Genomic DNA, 17654 nt, shown 5'->3' with positions numbered 1-17654 from the left:
TGGTGATTATTGCATGATAATGGTCGAAGCTTCCTTTTTTCTCAGTGTTAACTGATAACCTGAAACCCTGATGGCCATAGGATCACCTAGTGGAGCTAAACGCTCAACAACGATAGATTCACCCGGTAAACACCCCATTTCCATCAACTTAACAGACATCTCAAGATCAGTAAATTCTTTGATAATCCCTGTTTGCCCCGGTATTAATTGTGAAAGCTTCATATCCCTGTTTAATTCTGAACCAAAAATAATGCTTATTTGAATTAATTCCAAATAAGAAAATTGATTTTACAAAATAATTAGAAATCAGGGTTGAAGAGGAATTCCGGCAGAAGCAGGAGCCCGGTAGAATTTTGGACAGTTACACCCCTTCTTAAATACACTGCAGGAACTCAGACTTAAGAAAACCAGCAGAAAGGCAATTTTAAAGCAATTTTTCATTGAAACGAACTCTATGTAAAAAAATATAGCTAAAGATTCCCATTCCAACTCCGGTCATATCTGCAAATAAATCCCACCATTCGGCAGAACGGTAAGTGAAAACCTCGAGTTGCAGGATTTCAATACCGGCACCTAAAAACAATGTAATTCCCAGAATTTTCAGGATAGTCAGAGGGCGATAAGAATAACTTGCCTGCTGTCTGATTTTCCCATAAAATAAAAATACTGTTAGGACGAAGAAAAAGCCTGTATGGGCTAATTTATCAAACCCTTCAAAGAAGGTGAGGCCTACCTTACTAGTATCAGTTGGGGGCATCTCACAGAGAATGACCACGAAAATGGCCCAAAGAATTGAAAGATACTGGTATCGTAAGGATTTGAACATTAAACCCCTATCTGTGTTTTGTAATCTCCGGCTGACAATAATTCTTCAACCTGGGCAGTTTCTGTCAACTCGATCTTAACCATCCAACCGTCTCCATAAGGATCACTGTTAACCAGTTCAGGCTTTGCATCCAGTTTTTTATTGATTTCAAGAATTCTGCCTGTTAGTGGCATGAACAGATCTGAAACTGTTTTTACAGCCTCCACCGTTCCAAATACATCTTCACGAGCTACTTCTTTTCCCAGAGTATTAATATCGACATACACGATATCGCCCAGTTCGTGCTGTGCAAATTCAGTAATACCAACATAAGCATGATTACCTTCAACGCGTACCCATTCGTGATCTTTAGTGTATTTTAATTCTGCAGGAAAATTCATTGTATTTTGATTTTAGTTTTTTTTCAAAAATACTCTAAGAATTGCAGACTTGCAATTCTTTATTGAATCCTTTGTTGGATGCTGGGTGTGCTATTCTCATAAATTATGTGAACTAAGAGAAGGGCACTCCTGTGCTCAATTTCATTATTTAAGGATTGGGAGGTTCCCTTTTACTATAATAACGAATTGGGAGAGGAGTTCCAGCATTTATCAGAATGACGAATTGGGAAGGGGGGTTCCAGGAATTAAATAAAGAAGCACACGCGTGCGCTAGCAAGCAGACCTAAACAAACCTATTCTTCTGTTTCTGTCTCAGAACGTCCTTTAATCAAGGCACTCCTGTCCATTTTGCGGATTAAACTATAGATCACCAGCAAAAAACCAAGGCCAAATGCAACTGTTCCGATGACCATTGCCCAACCATATTTGAATTCATCCCCTTCCATCAGGTAATATCCAAGGAAGTTAAATGCAATTCCGATCAGGATCAACCAAAGGCCGCGACGCATGTATTTATTTCCCATAGAACTCAATCAGTTTGATACAAAGGTAAGCAAAATACTTATTTTGAATTCTGTTCATCCAAACGCGGATTAATGATTTCAAAAATCTGCATTTTAAGGCTTAAATTTCTTAACTTTGCATCCTTAAATTTTGGGAGTTAAAGCACTGATGTACAAAGAATATAAGCAACTTGATTTATCAAAAACCGGGAAAGAGATCTTAGATTACTGGAAACAAAACCAGGTATTCGATAAAAGTATTTCCAACCGTCCTGCTACTAAACCTTATATCTTTTATGAAGGTCCTCCATCTGCGAATGGGATGCCGGGAATTCATCATGTAATGGCCCGTTCAATCAAAGATATTTTCTGTCGTTATAAAACCCTGAAAGGTTATCGGGTGGAGCGTAAAGGAGGTTGGGATACCCATGGTTTGCCGATCGAACTGGCTGTTGAGAAAAAGCTGGGAATTACTAAAGATGATATCGGCAAAACGATAAGTGTTGACGATTATAATGCTGCCTGCCGTACTGAGGTGATGAAGTATACCGACGTTTGGAACGACCTGACAGAGAAAATGGGTTATTGGGTTGATCTCGAAAATCCGTACATCACTTATGAAAATGAATACATCGAAACGCTTTGGTGGATACTGAAGCAGTTTCATGAAAAAGGCCTTTTATACAAAGGTTATACTGTTCAGCCCTACTCTCCTGCTGCAGGAACCGGATTAAGTTCTCATGAATTGAATCAACCCGGCACCTACAAAATGCTTAAGGATACTTCCATCGTTGCTCAGTTCCATTTAAAAAGGGATCAGGATCATCCACTGATGGATAAAGTGTTTGAGAATGCAGAAGAGGACACCGTAATACTGGCATGGACAACTACCCCATGGACCTTACCATCGAACTGCGCGCTGGCTGTTGGAGCATCAATCAGCTATGTAAAGATCCGCACGTTCAATCCATATACTTTCCAACCGGTTAGTGTGATTCTTGCAAAGGATCTGGTTTCGAAATACTTTAAAGAGGAACACAAAGCCTTGCCCTTTGACGATTATAAGGCTGGCGACAAAGTAATTCCATGGAATCAGGTCGCTGATTTTAAGGGTTCTGATCTTGTCGGTTTGCGTTATCATCAATTAATGCCTTACGTAAGCAATGCTGATCTTGAGAAGAATGCTTTCCGTGTTATTCCTGCCGACTTCGTAACTACTGAAGACGGTACCGGTGTTGTGCATACTGCTTCTGTTTTTGGTGCAGATGACTTCAGGGCGGCCCGTGAAAACAATGTGCCATCAGTGATGATCACTGATGAAAAAGGAAATGAGCTGCCGCTTGTCGACAAACAGGGACGTTTTGTTCAGGAGGTCAGTGATTTTGCAGGAAGATTTGTAAAAGAAGAATATTACAGCGACGAGGAACGCAAAGACCCTGATTTCAGGCCTACGGATGTCCTCATTGCGATCAAATTAAAAGAAGATAACAAGGCTTTTGACGTTAAGAAATACGAACACAGTTACCCGCATTGCTGGCGAACTGATAAACCGGTTCTGTATTATCCTTTAGATAGCTGGTTTATAAAAACAACAGCGGTAAAAGATCGCCTTGTTGAACTGAATAAGACTATTAACTGGAAACCCGAATCAACCGGAACCGGTCGTTTCGGCAACTGGCTCGAAAACCTGGTGGACTGGAATCTATCACGTTCAAGGTATTGGGGTACCCCACTGCCAATCTGGAGAACAGTTGACGGAGCTGAAGAAAAGTGTATCGGTTCTGTTGACGAACTCAGATTAGAGATCAAAAAAGCGGTGGCAGCCGGATTTATGGATGCTTCATTTGAGATCAATGATATGCACCGTCCTTATGTGGATGATGTAATCCTTGTTTCCAAATCAGGCAAGAAAATGATCCGTGAGACTGATCTGATCGATGTCTGGTTCGATTCAGGAGCTATGCCTTATGCGCAATGGGGTCTCCCTCCAACGGCAGAAGGTAAGAGTGGTAATATCAGTCCGGAAGCATTTTTAGAATATTGGAATAAACATACAGGTTCTGACAGTGAACCGGGTTCAATCTACCCTGCCGATTTCATCGCAGAAGGAGTTGACCAAACCCGCGGATGGTTCTTTACCCTGCATGCCATTGGGGTGATGCTGCATGATAGCATTTCATTTAAAAACGTGGTGTCAAATGGCCTTGTGCTCGACAAGAATGGCAATAAGATGTCCAAACGTCTTGGGAATGCAGCTGATCCGTTTGAGACCATTGAAAAATATGGTGCAGATCCAACCAGATGGTATATGATCAGCAATGCATCACCATGGGATAACCTGAAATTCAATATTGAAGGAATTGATGAGGTTCGCCGCAAGTTTTTCGGAACCCTGCACAATACTTACGCATTCTTCGCATTGTATGCCAATATCGACGGATTCAGCTATAAAGAAGAAGATATTAAAGAACGTCCTGAAATTGATCGCTGGATCATTTCCTTATTAAATTCCCTTAGTCTTGAGGTGGATAACTATTATGCAGATTTTGAACCAACACGGGCTACACGGGCTATTCAAAATTTTGTAGACGAACATTTGAGCAACTGGTACGTGCGTTTATGCCGCCGCAGATTCTGGAAAGGTGAATACACCGAAGACAAGATCTCGGCATACCAGACACTTTATACCTGTTTGAGTACAATCGCAAAATTAATGTCTCCTGTTGCGCCATTCTTCAGCGATCGATTATTCATAGACCTGAACAAAGCAACCGGTAAAGAAGAGGTAATTTCAGTTCACCTTGCAGACTTCCCGGTTTATAACAAGACGCTGGTAGACAAAGCCCTCGAAGAACGCATGGCATTGGCACAGGATATCTCCTCGCTGATACTCTCACTACGTAAAAAGGTAAGTATCAATGTAAGGCAGCCATTGAGTAAAGCGATGATCCCGGTATTGGACAAACGCTTCAAAACAAAGGTTGAAAAGGTAAAAGATCTTATCCTTTCTGAGACAAACCTGAAGAGTATTGAATACATTACCGATACCTCAGGAATCATCAGCAAAAAAATAAAACCAAATTTTAAAGCTTTAGGCCCGAAAGTTGGTAAGGATATGAAACTTGTGGCAGAAGCATTGAACACGATGTCGCAACAGGATATCAGTCGCTTTGAGAATGAAGGCAGTATTGCTATTCCGGGAACTTCATATGTTGTGGATCTTGCAGATGCAGAAGTTCTTGCTGAGGATGTTCCGGGATGGCAGGTTGCAAACCTTGGAAACTTAACTGTTGCTTTGGATGTTACAATAACCGAAGAATTGAAGCAGGAAGGGATTTCAAGAGAATTGGTAAACCGCATCCAGAATCTCAGAAAAGAACTTGGTTTTGAGGTAACGGATAAGATCAGGGTACGGGTAAAGGACCATCCGTATATTTCTGAAGCCCTGAAAAATAATTTAACCTATATTTGCGCGGAAATTCTGGCTGACTCATTAGAGCTTGTGGCAGATCTTGATTCGGGTGAAACGGTAAGCATTGATGATAAGAATTTAATAATACAAATAAACAAAGGATAGAAATGGATAAGCACGAAAAAACCAGATATTCCGATACAGAATTACAGGAATTTAAAGTTCTCATTATTGAGAAGCTCCGTAGCTCAAAAGAAGAATTAGCTGCCTTAACGCAATCGTTAAGCAATCCGAATATGAACGGGACAGATGATACTGCAGGAACCTACAAAACACTTGAGGATGGTTCTGCAACCCTTGAAAAAGAATCAATCAATCAGTTGGCGGCACGCCAGAGAAAATTCATCGATAACCTTGAAAACGCTTTGGTTCGTATTGAAAATAAAACTTATGGTGTTTGCAGAGAAACCGGCAAGCTAATTCCAAAAGAACGTTTACGAGCTGTTCCGCATGCTACTTTAAGTATGGAAGCTAAATTGAAGCAAGCGTAAATGAAAGCTTATACTAAGCCCTTTGTTGCAATTTTTCTTATTCTTTTAGCCGACCAGGCACTAAAATTCTGGATTAAGCTTAACATGTCCTTAGGACAGGAGTACAAAATATTTGGTAACTGGGCGATTATACATTTCACCGAAAACAATGGAATGGCATTCGGTATCGAGTTTGGAGGTGAAGCAGGGAAACTTGCTTTGTCCTTATTCCGAATTGTGGCCGTTTGCGGGATTGGTTATGGGCTGGTCCATTTAATTAAAAAGAAGTATCATCGGGGACTGATCATGAATCTTGCGCTCATATTTGCCGGAGCGCTGGGAAATATCATTGATTCAACCTTCTATGGTATCATTTTCAATGAAAGTTCTTATTATGAACCCTCAGTGCTTTTTCCTGCCGAAGGAGGCTATTCCAGCCTCTTCCATGGTAAAGTGGTCGATATGTTTTATATCCCTATCCTTCAGGGAATCTATCCGCAATGGTTTCCATTCTGGGCCGGTGAAGAATTCATTTTCTTCCGTCCGGTTTTCAATTTAGCCGATTCAGCCATATCTATTGGGGTAATCCTAATACTCATCTACCAGAAAAGATATTTTAAAGAAGAAAAGGAAGAAGAAGTCTTCCCACACAATGAAAGTATTGAAGAATAAAACCGAGGCCTGAAAGGGCCTTTTTTGTTGCCTTTAACGTATTTTAAACTGAAATCCAATCTTAATTCTCAACTCTCAATTCTCAACTCTCAACTCTTCTTATGGATTTGGCACGAATTTTTCATCCTATATTTATAGATTTAATTAAACAAAGAAACATGAAAAATATTTTAGCTATTGCCCTCTTAAGTGTATTCAGCTTAAGTGCCTTTTCCCAAAATATAGACACACGAAGAAAAATTGAAGTAAACGGGTCAGCAGAAGCTGAAGTAACACCGGATATTATTTATATCGGAATGTCATTGAAAGAATACTTCAGGGATTCAAATAACAAGAAGAAAGTTGAGATCGAAGAACTTGAACGTCAGTTACAGTCGGCGGTTCTGAAAGCAGGCATTCCTCAGGAAAATTTTACAATCAACAATATTTCCAGCTATAATAACTGGTGGGAAAAGAAAAAAGCACCTGATTTTTTGGCCCGCAAGCAATACAGGATTAAAGTCACTGATCTGACCAAATTCAATGAAATTATGAGTGCTGTAGATCCTAAAGGAATAGAATATAGCAATATTGAGAGCTACGATTATTCTAAAATTGAATCCCTGAAAAAAGAGCTGAAAATAAAAGCACTTCAGGCTGCAAAAAATAAAGCAGACTATCTGATTACTTCAATTGGGGGAACTTTGGGTGGACCAATGGAGATTCAGGAAATCAATAATGAATATTATCCTCAGCCAATGTATCGTGCCAACGTAATGATGAAAGCCGATGCTATGGCTTCAACTGAAGCAGCAATGCCCGACATTGATTTCAAAAAGATCAAGCTGAATTACCAGATGAGAGCGGTGTTTGAAATAAAGTAGAAATTTAATTGAGAATTGAGAGTGGAGAATTGAGAGTGAAGATGGATCCCTCCTGCGTCGGCCTTGCCGGCATTCAGATAGGAATTTAATTGATAGTTGAAAATTTAGAATGTATTACTAATTTGACAATGTAGTAATACATCACCAACAACTAACCAACTAACAACCAACCAACTAAAACATGCATGTACAAAAGGAGCCCAGAGGTATTGTCCCCTCGAAGAAAAAAACACTTTACCCGATCAGGGCTGGGCTTCGTGATTATCTGATCAAATACGACCGTGAGGTAAAGCTACCTGTACAATACAAAGATTTACTTCGCTTCAATCTAAAAACCCCTCTTCGGGATAAGGAAGGGCGTGATACGCTCTGGTATACAGTATATTACGATGAAAGTGAGATGAAGGAATTATTCCCGAATCTCACTTATATCTATGCCTTAATGAATACCGATGGTGATACCGCAGTGATGGAGCACCTTTCGGTAGCCCGTATCGATTACTGCACCTTTGCCAATACAAGGCCTTTCAGGGTGCGGATCATCAACCGTCTGAATGATAATTATGATCATTTCTACATCAAGGTTGGGGATGCATCGCGTGTTTATGGACTTGAACTTGAGCATGTTTTATCCCCAAACCGGATAATTTATATGACGGATGGGAATACACTTATTGAAGAGCATATTCCCGGTCTGCCTGGCGATGAGTTTATTAAGCGAAGCCTCCACACTTCGAAATTTAATCAGATTCGTATTTGCAAGGAGTTCGTTAAATTCAATGAGCGCTGTTTTGTTAGGTTGCTGGGAGATATGCGTTCTTATAATTTCGTTGTCGATATCACTCCGGATATTGAAGGCAATCAATACCGTTTCAGGGCAATCGATTTTGATCAGCAATCCTATGAAGGAAGGCTAAAAATGTACCTTCCGCATTACTTCAAGGAAAATCTGGCCCTGGTTCAGCTTGGGATGCAGCATATGGATCTCACTACTATGCGGCAGTATCAGGAAGAAGAAAGAAGTCTGATCGCCAACCGCTTTCGTTCAGGATACTACCGTTTGCAGGATCTGTTCGAAGTTATGAATACTGATTCCATAGCACCTGAAGAAAAAGTCATCCAGCTAGGCAAAGAACTTGCATCCTATCATAAGAACCCGGCTTTCAAAAGCTGTGATATGATGGGGAAACTGGTTTTTGAAAGCTTGCACCAGATTGTTGGAAAGAGAATGAGCTAGTGGGTTATCTGTTGCCAGTTGTCAGGGATGTCCTGCTAAATGTCAAATTAATAGTCATTCTCCACTCTCTGTCATCCCGACGCAGGAGGGACCTCATCTCACATCTCACATCTCACATCTCATATCTCATATCTCATATCTCATATCTACCTAGATGCTATCTCCAGTACCAAATCATCCGTATTAACTAATGTACCGGGCGTTAGAATAATATCCCCAACAATACCATCGTTATTTGCTGCTATATTGGTTTCCATTTTCATGGCTTCGACCATAAACAAAGGCTGATTTTTCTTCACTTCATCACCCTTTTTAACAAAAACTTTGGAAAGCATCCCCTGCAAAGGTGAAGCAACATGACGTTCATTATCTTTTTCAGCCTTTTTGTTTTCCTGACGGATCACCTTAATCGACCTGTCCTGAACTTCAATATTCCTGGTTTGGCCGTTCAACTTAAAGAATGCTGTACGCATTCCCTTATCATCAGCAGGGCCAATAGATTGCAGTCTGACGAGCAGGGTTTTACCCGGGGCAATTTGCACCGTTGTTTCCTCACCCGGCTTCATCCCGTAAAGGAAATATTTGGTAGGCACAACATCTACATCACCATATTTCCTGAACATGAGCAGGTAATCTTCAGTTACTTTAGGATAGAACTTATAAGACAGATAGGTAGTGTAGGGAAGATCATCACCAAATTTTTTCTTAAAATCCTTAAAATCCTGGTCAAGATCCAATGCGGGGATATGTTTACCTGCACGGTCAGTAAGAGGCACTTTGCCTTTCAACACGATTCGTTGCAACTCCTGAGGGAATCCACCTTCAGGCTGTCCGAGCTCTCCCATAAAATAAGAAACAACAGATTCAGGGAAAGAGATCTGATCTCCTTTGGTAAATATATCTTCCTTACTGATATTGTTTGCAACCATATACTGGGCAAGATCACCAACCACTTTCGAACTTGGTGTAACCTTAACAATATCTCCAAACATCTCATTCACATCAGCATAACGCTCCTTGATCTCTTCAAATTTATCTCCCAGACCCAGGGCAATCGCCTGGGGTTTCAGATTGGAATATTGGCCACCCGGTATTTCATGCTGGAATACTTCCGCAGAACTGGATTTCATGCCAGATTCAAAGGGATGATAATAATCACGAACACTTTCCCAGTAATTACTGAACTGATTCAAAGATTTAATATTGTAAGGGTTCTCACGCTCATGGAAACGCATCATTTCAACTATGGAATTGAAATTAGGCTGTGAAGTCATGCCGGATAATGCACCCAAAGCACAATCCACAACATCCACGCCTGCATCAATAGCCTGCATATAAGTTGCCGACTGCAATGAGGAAGTATCATGAGTATGCAGGTGAATTGGGATCTTCACTGTATCTTTTAATGCCTCAATTAATATTTTGGCTGCGTAGGGTTTAAGTAAACCCGACATGTCTTTAACACCCAGAATATGCGCTCCGGCATTTTCAAGATCTTTGGCAAGGCGTAAATAATAATCAAGATTATACTTTGTACGTTTTGGATCCAGAATATCACCGGTATAACATAATGCACCTTCGGCAATACCGCCTGTTTTGCGCACCATATCGATACATGGAGCAATATTTTCCATCCAGTTCAGGGAATCAAAAATCCGGAATACATCCACTCCATTCTCCCAGCTTTTCTGAACAAATGATTCAACGAGATTATCCGGATAAGCCGAATATCCAACACCGTTACAACCCCTGATCAGCATCTGAATCAGGATATTTGGCATTGCAGCCCTAAGCTTCTGTAATCTGATCCATGGATCTTCGTGAAGGAACCTCAGGCATACATCAAAAGTTGCACCGCCCCATGCCTCCATACTAAAAGTTTGCGGATGGTCCTTGGCATAAGCTTCGGCAACCTTCAGCATATCATAGGTACGCATGCGTGTCGCCAGTAATGACTGATGACCATCACGGAAAGTTGTATCGGTATAATAGATCTTCTTTTCGTTCTTCAACCAGGTACAAAATCCTTCAGCACCCATTTCAGTAAGCATATCTTTGGTACCCTTTGGATAAGGGGCAATATGATCAAACTCAGGAATCGGTGGTTTTTCAAGACGTACCTTCGGATCAAAGTTTTTTACATCGGGATTGCCGTTCAATGAAATGTCGCCCAGGAAGGATAAAACACGTGTCCCACGGTCAAGCCCGGTGGTAATGGCAAACAATTCCGGATATTCCTGTATAAAATTTACGGTAGCCTTGCCTTCAACAAAAACGGGATGATTGATCAGGTTCTCGAGAAACTGAATATTGTTTTTAACACCCCTGATCCTGAACTCGCGTAATGCACGGTTCATTTTACGGGCCGCATCAATTAAAGTAGCTCCCTGGGTACTAACTTTAACGAGCATGGAATCAAAAAATGGACTGATCTTCATACCCGGATAGGTACTCCCCTCATCCAAACGCACGCCAAAACCAGTTGCGTTACGGTAGGTGATCAATGTTCCATAATCAGGCTTAAATCCGTTTGATGGATCCTCGGTGGTGATACGGCATTGCATCGCAAAACCATTTTTCATGACATGAGCCTGATCCGGAAGTCCGATCTCCGGACTTGATAGTTCATAACCATCGGCAATGTAAATCTGAGTTTTGATCAGATCTATACCGGTAATCATTTCTGTAACGGTATGCTCTACCTGTATCCTTGGATTAACCTCAATGAAATAGATTTGTTCATCCGAGTCAACAAGGAACTCAACCGTTCCAACATTATTGTAGTTAACAGCTTTAGCGATGCTTACAGCATAATGATATAATTTCTCGCGGGTCTCATCCTTTAAATTCAGGGAAGGTGCTACCTCTACGACCTTCTGGAAACGCCTTTGAACTGAACAATCACGCTCATACAAGTGCATCACATTTTGATGGTTATCAGCAACAATCTGAACTTCTATATGACGGGGGCGCTCAATGAACTTCTCAAGGAAAACAGTATCATCACCAAAGGCATTTTTTGCCTCACTTTTGGCTTCCGGAAAGGCTTTTTTAAGCTCTTCTTCAGTTCTAACAACCCTCATTCCCCGTCCACCACCACCGGAAGCTGCCTTTAAAATCATTGGAAAGCCAATACGATGAGCTTCCGAAAGAGCAATTTCAAGACTGCTCAGATCCGGTTCGTTACTTTCAATGATAGGGATTTGAGCATTTTTAGCAACAGTTTTTGCTGTAATCTTATCCCCCAATGCAATCATTACATCTGGCCTTGGCCCGATAAAAATAATTCCATTTTCAGCACACTGACGGGCAAACTCAGGATTTTCTGATAAAAAGCCGTATCCGGGGTGGATAGCATCGGCTTTACAGTATTTAGCCATCTCAATAATGGCCTGAATATCAAGGTAGGGTTTTAGGGGGTCATTATCCTCTCCAATCTGATAGGCCTCATCCGCCTTGTAACGATGAAGAGAATAGCGATCTTCGTAAGTATAAATAGCCGCAGTCTGTATATTCAATTCATTACATGCTCGACTAATCCTGATTGCAATCTCTCCCCTGTTTGCTATCAGTATTTTCTTGATATTCATAAATAACCTAATTTGTTCCTAAGGTAAAAAATTAAAAACCTGATACCAAATAAGATTTTGGTTCAAAAACTTATTTTTTTGATGAAAATGGCACTAATTTGGATAGCCATCTGGATAAAATAAACTAAACAATTTTTTATGCAAAAAAAGCTGAGTCCAAAATTGAGCTGGGCAGAACGTGTTTCCTACCTGATGGACGAAAGATTTCGTGTCCCCGGAACGAATTTCAGATTTGGCATCGACCCCCTCTTAAATTTAATTCCGGTTTTGGGGGATATTTCGGGTTTTGCAGTTTCGATTGTGTTGATACTCACCATGGCAAGACATGGCCTAAGCCGGAAAGTTCTAATTCTGATGTTTCTGAATGTGATTCTGGACTCAACCATTGGCGCAATCCCAATCATTGGGCAAGTATTTGACTTTGCCTATAAATCAAACTCAAGAAACATCCGTCTCCTGAAAGAATATTATGAAGAAGGAAAACATCAGGGCAGTGGTAAGGGTACGCTACTCTGGATCGTAATCTTCCTTATCATCTTTATTCTGATTTTTGTCTGGCTGATGTGGAAAATCCTGGAATTGATTATTGACCTTTTTTAAATTAACTTGAGGAGATATCAACTCTTACTGAGTTAAGTTTATTTGACAGATTTTCTCTTGTTTTAGAAAGCAGGGTTTGTGCCTCTTCGGTTCCGGCAGTCCCGTGTTCTGCCCTGGTTTTTTGCATCAGATTTAATAGATATTATGAAATTCATTAAGCAAAAAAGCTAGAGCCGCCACCCGGGTTTATTTCAAATGCCAGGTGGTCCTTTTGCCGGGCTGCCCTTCCCGATGAAATACAGGTGCGGGTAAAATAAACCTTGCCGGAGGAGGTAGCTTCCGGCTATTGGTAATTTGATGTAGAACGCGATTTCTTGCCGGAACTACTCCGGAGGAAAGGGCTGAACTAGCCTATAACACGCAGGTATTGCTTTACAAAATCAAATTATTCAGGCTCTGGAGCCTAATTTGGAAATTATAACTGTATTATTTTACCCTTCCTTATATCGATTCAGGTTAATTAAACGTATTCTGTTAAAAAGCCTAGTTGATATACTCAAAACCTGTATAAGGCACAAGAGCAGTCGGAATTTTTATACCCTTTTCATCCTGATTATTTTCCAACAGAGAAGCCACAATACGCGGCAATGCCAGTGCACTTCCATTTAAAGTATGAGCGAGCTGAGGCTTTCCATCGCCGCTCTTATAACGCAGTTTAAGGCGATTACTCTGATATGTTTCAAAATTGGAAACTGAAGAAACTTCCAGCCAGCGTGCCTGGGCAGCACACCAAACTTCCATGTCATAAGTTTTTGCAGAAGTGAAGCCCATATCACCACCGCACAAACTAAGTACACGGTATGGCAATTCAAGTTTTTTCAATAAGGATTGAACATAATTGCTCATATCTTCCAAAACATCGTAAGAGTGATCAGGATGAACAACCTGTACAATCTCAACCTTATCGAACTGATGAAGACGGTTTAATCCGCGAACATGTGCACCATAAGACCCTGCTTCACGGCGGAAACATGGGGTATATGCGCAATTTTTTATCGGTAATTCTTCCTCTTTCAGAATCACGTCACGGTATAGATTTGTGACCGGAACCTCGGCAGTAGGAATCAGATAAAGATTATCGCCGGTAATATGATACATCTGTCCTTCCTTATCGGGAAGTTGTCCGGTACCGAAACCTGAGGCCTCATTCACAACAATTGGTGGCTGCATCTCACGGTAACCTGCTGCATCTGCATTATCAAGAAAGAAATTTATCAGCGCACGTTGTAGTTTCGCACCCTTACCCTTATAAACCGGGAAACCGGCACCGGCAATTTTATTGCCCAGTTCAAAATCTATGATGTCATATTTTGCGGCGAGTTCCCAATGAGGTAAGGCACCCTGCATGAGCTGGGGAATCACTCCATGTTCTGATGCAACCTGATTATCATCGGCTCCAAAGCCTTTGGGTACCGATTGATGAGGTAAATTAGGCAAAAGCACCAACTCAGCCTGCAAGAGGATTTCAATGGCAGAAAGTTTATCTCCGAGCATACGTGTTTGTTCTTTGAATGTTGTAGTCTGTGTCTTTATTGCTTCAGCCTCCTCTTTTAAGCCCTGACGCATCAGTTCTCCAACCCTTTTTGCAGCGGCATTAGCCTCGGCAGCAATAGAATCCAAAAGAGTTTGAGTCTGACGACGGTCATCATCAAGCTTTATGATCTGATCAACCAGTTCAGGATTTTTAAAATTCCTGACAGATAAACGATTTAAAACTTCCTCCCTATTTTCGCGGATATAACTAACTTGCAGCATCTTTAATAATTTTAGACAAAGATATAAACAGTTTGGGGTTTGGGCTTTGATTTTGGAGTTTTTCCAGAATGAATAACCGAAAAAGAATAGAAATAATGAGCGGCAGACTTTATCTTGTACCTACACCGATCGGCAATCTGGAAGACATGAGTTTCAGGGCAGTTCGCATTCTGAAGGAAGTAGACCTGATCCTGGCAGAAGATACCCGCACCAGCGCGCCTCTGCTGAAGCATTTTGGGATAGACAAGAAATTATTTTCGCACCACCAGCATAATGAGCATAAGTCGGTAACAGAGGTAATTCGCTTCCTTAAAGAGGGCAAACAAATCGCATTAATTTCTGATGCAGGTACACCGGCGATCTCCGACCCGGGATTTTTACTCGTTCGTGAAGCAATCCGTAATGATCTGCCAATAGAATGCCTGCCGGGTGCTACTGCATTTGTTCCTGCCCTGGTTAATTCAGGTCTGGCTGCCGATCGTTTTACATTTGAAGGCTTCCTGCCAGTTAAGAAAGGTCGGCAAACGCGAATGAAAGAACTGGTAAACGAAAGCCGGACGATGATATTTTACGAATCGCCACACCGACTTTTAAAAACACTCGAAGAGTTCGCACAGTACTTTGGACCAGAGAGACAGGCGTCAGTTTCGAGAGAATTAACCAAGCTGTTTGAAGAGACTGTTAGAGGCACTCTTGAGGAAATTAAAATACATTTTGAAACTCATACCTTAAAGGGTGAGATAGTTATTTGTGTAGCAGGCAAATAAAATTTATAATTATTAAATACTAGATTATGTTAATTGAACAATATTTAACAGATGATCAGGATCCAAGAACTGCAGAAAAAGTTCTAGGGAAACTACGGGATATGCTTACCTCAGGTGAGGCCGTTATCTATCTGGCAATACAAAAAAAGCCTGCCGTAACCCTGATTCCAGATTGCATCGCAGTAACCAATAAACGTATTGTATTTTGTATACCTGAAAATCTGGGGCTTACTACGGCTTATAAAACGTTCCCATGGGCTGAAGTGAAAGAGGTTTCTTTCAAAGAAGAGTTCTTTGGATCTAAGTTTATTACCATCCCGCAGAGAGGTGAAAACATCGCCATAGATTTCATTCCAAAAGTTCAGGCACGTAAACTCTATCAGTTCTGCAATGAACAACTGGAAAAAGTAAAGACCTTGCCAGGATTTGATGAAAAAATCAGCGTCTTGCAGAATGAGAATCTTGGGGATGACTATGCATCATACATAGAAATCGAGGATCAGACTCCTCCATCAATTGCAGAGGTACAAATAGCAGAGCCTGAAGACGAACTAACCCAAAAGCTGCAGAAACTAAAAACGCTGTACGAAAAACAACTCATCAGTCAGGAAGAGTATGAAAATAAAAAAGCCGAAATCTTAGCCAGACTTTGATGAAAAGAAATTATCAGCTTGCACTTTTAAGCGCCTTCTTACTTTGGTTCGCCTGGCCACCGATTCCATTCAGCTCCCCAATTCTACTAATAGCGCTTGTTCCTATATTACTGGCGACAGAAAACATTATTGGGGCGCAAGCAAAGAAAAAAGGGAAATTGATTTTCCGGACAGCCTTTCTTTGCTTTTTTGCATGGAATACAGCCAGTATTTACTGGGTTTTCAATTCCCTGGATTCGGCAATACCTACCTGGGTTGCTGCCCTGATTTCACTGATCCCCTTTGGTTTGGGAGCAGTTTTAATGACTCTTGCATTCTGGCTCTACTATAGATTAAGATTAATCACTTCAAAAGTATGGGCTTATGCCGGACTAATCTGTTTCTGGATTGGCTACGAATACCTGCATCAAAGCTGGGACCTCGCATTCCCCTGGATGAACCTCGGAAATGGTTTCGCAGCTACTCATCAGTTGGTACAATGGTATGAGTATACCGGTGTTTACGGTGGTACATTATGGGTCCTCCTCTCAAATATTTTATTTTTTGAGATCTGGCTGGCCATAAAGGCTGGTACTTTAAAATTGAATAGAATCCGCTTGATTTTACCAACATTAATACTGGTCACATTACCGATATTAATTTCACTATTCATTTATTTCACCCACACTGAAAAATCAAATCCGGCTAATATTGTTGTCGTACAACCTAACATCGATCCCTATAAAAAATTCGGAACCATGCCACCTTCCGAACAAATTAATCGTTTGATTCATCTTTCGGATTCAGTGGGGCAAAGCAATACCGAATATTTCATCTGGCCGGAAACTGCAATATCACAGGGCACGGAAGAGAAAACATTCAGGGAGGATGAAAACTTTAAAACAATTCAGAATTTTCTGAATAAGTACAAAAATTCAAATCTAATCTCCGGAATTGAGAGTTTTGCCATTTATGATTCAGCTGCGACAGTTACTGCGCGATACAACAGAAATAGCGGAATTTATTTTGATGTGTTCAATGCTGCAGTATCTATAGAAAATTCAGGCACACTGCAATTCTATCATAAGTCGAAACTTGTTCCGGGTGTCGAACAAACCCCCTTTTCGAACGCATTATCCTTCTTAAAACCTGCTTTTGCTGCATTTGGAGGAGCTACCGGGAGTTATGGAAAGCAGGATGAACCCTCGGTATTTTATTCCCAAAGTGGCATTGGTTCTGCTCCTGTAATTTGTTATGAATCAATCTGGGGTGAATATGTAGCCGAATACATAAAAAAAGACGCGCAATTCATTGCGATAATTACCAATGATGGCTGGTGGGGAAATACTTCAGGCAAAGATCAGCACCTGCACTATGCCAAACTCAGGGCAATTGAAACCAGAAGATGGGTGGCAAGGTCGGCAAACACCGGAATTTCAGCATTTATTAACCAACGTGGCGATATTGTTCAGCGAACCCAATGGTGGGTTCAGGGAGCTATTAAACAGGATATTAACCTGAATGAAGAACTTAGTTTTTATGTCAGGTTTGGCGATTATATAGCCAGAGGCGGATCAATAGGAAGTGGTGTATTTGCACTTATTCTGGTAATAGCATTATTGAAAAAACGAAATTCTGAGGTATTTTAAAAACAAAGATCCGTTCTGAAAAGAACGGATCTCACTAAACTAAAACTAAACTAAAAACCAGATCTTATTCAGGCTCGTGCTTTATATAAGGATCACAGAACCTTTATAATTCATTAATTCACTATACAAAGGAACGTATTTTGAAGGGCAAAATGTTCAATTTTCAGCTTTGTTACAAGCATCTGACGGTTCTATGATAAATGATTAATTCCGGCATTTAAAACACGATTCCAATAAT

16 protein-coding genes are annotated in these 17654 nt (G+C 40.8%); 9 read left to right on the top strand and 7 right to left on the bottom strand.

From position 1 onward, the window contains the following. Positions 1-6: 6 nt before the first annotated feature. The 4 genes from Q8M41_RS01530 to Q8M41_RS01515 form a co-directional block, all read right to left on the bottom strand. A complete protein-coding gene (locus Q8M41_RS01530; protein ID WP_305363524.1) occupies positions 7-222 on the bottom strand; it encodes a ferrous iron transport protein A in 216 nt (71 codons plus the stop codon). A gap of 202 nt (positions 223-424) precedes the next feature. After that, positions 425-826 (bottom strand): VanZ family protein, encoded by a 402-nt coding sequence (locus Q8M41_RS01525; protein WP_305363470.1) that lies wholly within the window; start codon positions 824-826, stop codon positions 425-427. Further along, a complete protein-coding gene (gene gcvH / locus Q8M41_RS01520) occupies positions 826-1206 on the bottom strand; it encodes a glycine cleavage system protein GcvH (RefSeq protein WP_305363469.1) in 381 nt (126 codons plus the stop codon). Before gcvH ends, Q8M41_RS01525 begins: the two co-directional genes overlap by 1 nt. Before the next feature lie 293 nt (positions 1207-1499). Further along, a complete protein-coding gene (locus tag Q8M41_RS01515) occupies positions 1500-1730 on the bottom strand; it encodes a hypothetical protein (RefSeq protein ID WP_305363468.1) in 231 nt (76 codons plus the stop codon). Positions 1731-1878: 148 nt separating this feature from the next. Between Q8M41_RS01515 and ileS the strand changes: the two genes are divergently transcribed. From ileS to Q8M41_RS01490, 5 genes are all read left to right on the top strand, one after another. Beyond that, the gene (gene ileS, locus Q8M41_RS01510; RefSeq protein WP_305363523.1) at positions 1879-5286 is read left to right on the top strand and encodes an isoleucine--tRNA ligase; all 3408 of its coding nucleotides are present in this window, start codon (positions 1879-1881) and stop codon (positions 5284-5286) included. Positions 5287-5288: 2 nt separating this feature from the next. Beyond that, the gene (locus Q8M41_RS01505; protein WP_305363467.1) at positions 5289-5672 is read left to right on the top strand and encodes a TraR/DksA C4-type zinc finger protein; all 384 of its coding nucleotides are present in this window, start codon (positions 5289-5291) and stop codon (positions 5670-5672) included. Further along, on the top strand, positions 5673-6323 hold the full coding sequence (locus tag Q8M41_RS01500) for a lipoprotein signal peptidase (protein ID WP_305363466.1): 651 nt from the start codon (positions 5673-5675) through the stop codon (positions 6321-6323). Between the two features lie 158 nt (positions 6324-6481). Then, on the top strand, positions 6482-7186 hold the full coding sequence (locus Q8M41_RS01495) for an SIMPL domain-containing protein (protein ID WP_305363465.1): 705 nt from the start codon (positions 6482-6484) through the stop codon (positions 7184-7186). Between the two features lie 181 nt (positions 7187-7367). Further along, the gene (locus Q8M41_RS01490; protein ID WP_305363464.1) at positions 7368-8423 is read left to right on the top strand and encodes a hypothetical protein; all 1056 of its coding nucleotides are present in this window, start codon (positions 7368-7370) and stop codon (positions 8421-8423) included. Positions 8424-8569: 146 nt separating this feature from the next. Here the strand turns inward: Q8M41_RS01490 and Q8M41_RS01485 are convergent, their stop codons facing one another. Further along, on the bottom strand, positions 8570-12013 hold the full coding sequence (locus tag Q8M41_RS01485) for a pyruvate carboxylase (RefSeq protein ID WP_305363463.1): 3444 nt from the start codon (positions 12011-12013) through the stop codon (positions 8570-8572). A gap of 138 nt (positions 12014-12151) precedes the next feature. Here Q8M41_RS01485 and Q8M41_RS01480 point away from each other — a divergent pair, with 138 nt between their 5' ends. Then, on the top strand, positions 12152-12613 hold the full coding sequence (locus Q8M41_RS01480) for a DUF4112 domain-containing protein (RefSeq protein WP_305363462.1): 462 nt from the start codon (positions 12152-12154) through the stop codon (positions 12611-12613). 1 nt (position 12614) lies between these two features. Here Q8M41_RS01480 and Q8M41_RS01475 read toward each other — a convergent pair whose 3' ends face one another. Continuing rightward, a complete protein-coding gene (locus Q8M41_RS01475; protein WP_305363461.1) occupies positions 12615-12740 on the bottom strand; it encodes a hypothetical protein in 126 nt (41 codons plus the stop codon). Between the two features lie 356 nt (positions 12741-13096). Beyond that, positions 13097-14368 carry a serine--tRNA ligase gene (serS, locus tag Q8M41_RS01470; protein WP_305363460.1) on the bottom strand — a complete coding sequence of 424 codons (1272 nt, stop codon included), beginning with the start codon at positions 14366-14368 and terminating at the stop codon, positions 13097-13099. A 95-nt stretch (positions 14369-14463) separates the two neighbouring features. Here serS and rsmI point away from each other — a divergent pair, with 95 nt between their 5' ends. From rsmI to lnt, 3 genes are read left to right on the top strand one after another with little or no spacing between them, the layout of a single operon-like run. After that, the gene (gene rsmI, locus Q8M41_RS01465) at positions 14464-15135 is read left to right on the top strand and encodes a 16S rRNA (cytidine(1402)-2'-O)-methyltransferase (RefSeq protein ID WP_305363459.1); all 672 of its coding nucleotides are present in this window, start codon (positions 14464-14466) and stop codon (positions 15133-15135) included. A gap of 26 nt (positions 15136-15161) precedes the next feature. Then, on the top strand, positions 15162-15788 hold the full coding sequence (locus Q8M41_RS01460; RefSeq protein WP_305363458.1) for a PH domain-containing protein: 627 nt from the start codon (positions 15162-15164) through the stop codon (positions 15786-15788). Beyond that, positions 15788-17416: an apolipoprotein N-acyltransferase gene (gene lnt, locus Q8M41_RS01455; protein ID WP_305363457.1), complete on the top strand. Its 1629-nt coding sequence runs from the start codon at positions 15788-15790 to the stop codon at positions 17414-17416. Before Q8M41_RS01460 ends, lnt begins: the two co-directional genes overlap by 1 nt. The last annotated feature ends 238 nt before the right edge of the window (positions 17417-17654 follow it).

Origin of the sequence: Daejeonella sp. (genome assembly GCF_030684675.1) — a bacterium.
In the GTDB taxonomy this organism is placed as follows: Bacteria; Bacteroidota; Bacteroidia; order Sphingobacteriales; family Sphingobacteriaceae; genus Daejeonella.
The sequence above is the reverse complement of the archived record's forward strand: the minus strand, read 5'-3'. Positions and strand labels throughout refer to the sequence as shown.

What these genes read in the sequence shown, in the direction of transcription:
- Q8M41_RS01530 (WP_305363524.1), bottom strand. Translation starts at nt 222, where the DNA reads ATGAAGCTTTCACAATTAATACCGGGGCAAACAGGGATTATCAAAGAA.
- Q8M41_RS01525 (WP_305363470.1), bottom strand. Translation starts at nt 826, where the DNA reads ATGTTCAAATCCTTACGATACCAGTATCTTTCAATTCTTTGGGCCATT.
- gcvH (WP_305363469.1), bottom strand. Translation starts at nt 1,206, where the DNA reads ATGAATTTTCCTGCAGAATTAAAATACACTAAAGATCACGAATGGGTA.
- Q8M41_RS01515 (WP_305363468.1), bottom strand. Translation starts at nt 1,730, where the DNA reads ATGGGAAATAAATACATGCGTCGCGGCCTTTGGTTGATCCTGATCGGA.
- ileS (WP_305363523.1), top strand. Translation starts at nt 1,879, where the DNA reads ATGTACAAAGAATATAAGCAACTTGATTTATCAAAAACCGGGAAAGAG.
- Q8M41_RS01505 (WP_305363467.1), top strand. Translation starts at nt 5,289, where the DNA reads ATGGATAAGCACGAAAAAACCAGATATTCCGATACAGAATTACAGGAA.
- Q8M41_RS01500 (WP_305363466.1), top strand. Translation starts at nt 5,673, where the DNA reads ATGAAAGCTTATACTAAGCCCTTTGTTGCAATTTTTCTTATTCTTTTA.
- Q8M41_RS01495 (WP_305363465.1), top strand. Translation starts at nt 6,482, where the DNA reads ATGAAAAATATTTTAGCTATTGCCCTCTTAAGTGTATTCAGCTTAAGT.
- Q8M41_RS01490 (WP_305363464.1), top strand. Translation starts at nt 7,368, where the DNA reads ATGCATGTACAAAAGGAGCCCAGAGGTATTGTCCCCTCGAAGAAAAAA.
- Q8M41_RS01485 (WP_305363463.1), bottom strand. Translation starts at nt 12,013, where the DNA reads ATGAATATCAAGAAAATACTGATAGCAAACAGGGGAGAGATTGCAATC.
- Q8M41_RS01480 (WP_305363462.1), top strand. Translation starts at nt 12,152, where the DNA reads ATGCAAAAAAAGCTGAGTCCAAAATTGAGCTGGGCAGAACGTGTTTCC.
- Q8M41_RS01475 (WP_305363461.1), bottom strand. Translation starts at nt 12,740, where the DNA reads ATGCAAAAAACCAGGGCAGAACACGGGACTGCCGGAACCGAAGAGGCA.
- serS (WP_305363460.1), bottom strand. Translation starts at nt 14,368, where the DNA reads ATGCTGCAAGTTAGTTATATCCGCGAAAATAGGGAGGAAGTTTTAAAT.
- rsmI (WP_305363459.1), top strand. Translation starts at nt 14,464, where the DNA reads ATGAGCGGCAGACTTTATCTTGTACCTACACCGATCGGCAATCTGGAA.
- Q8M41_RS01460 (WP_305363458.1), top strand. Translation starts at nt 15,162, where the DNA reads ATGTTAATTGAACAATATTTAACAGATGATCAGGATCCAAGAACTGCA.
- lnt (WP_305363457.1), top strand. Translation starts at nt 15,788, where the DNA reads ATGAAAAGAAATTATCAGCTTGCACTTTTAAGCGCCTTCTTACTTTGG.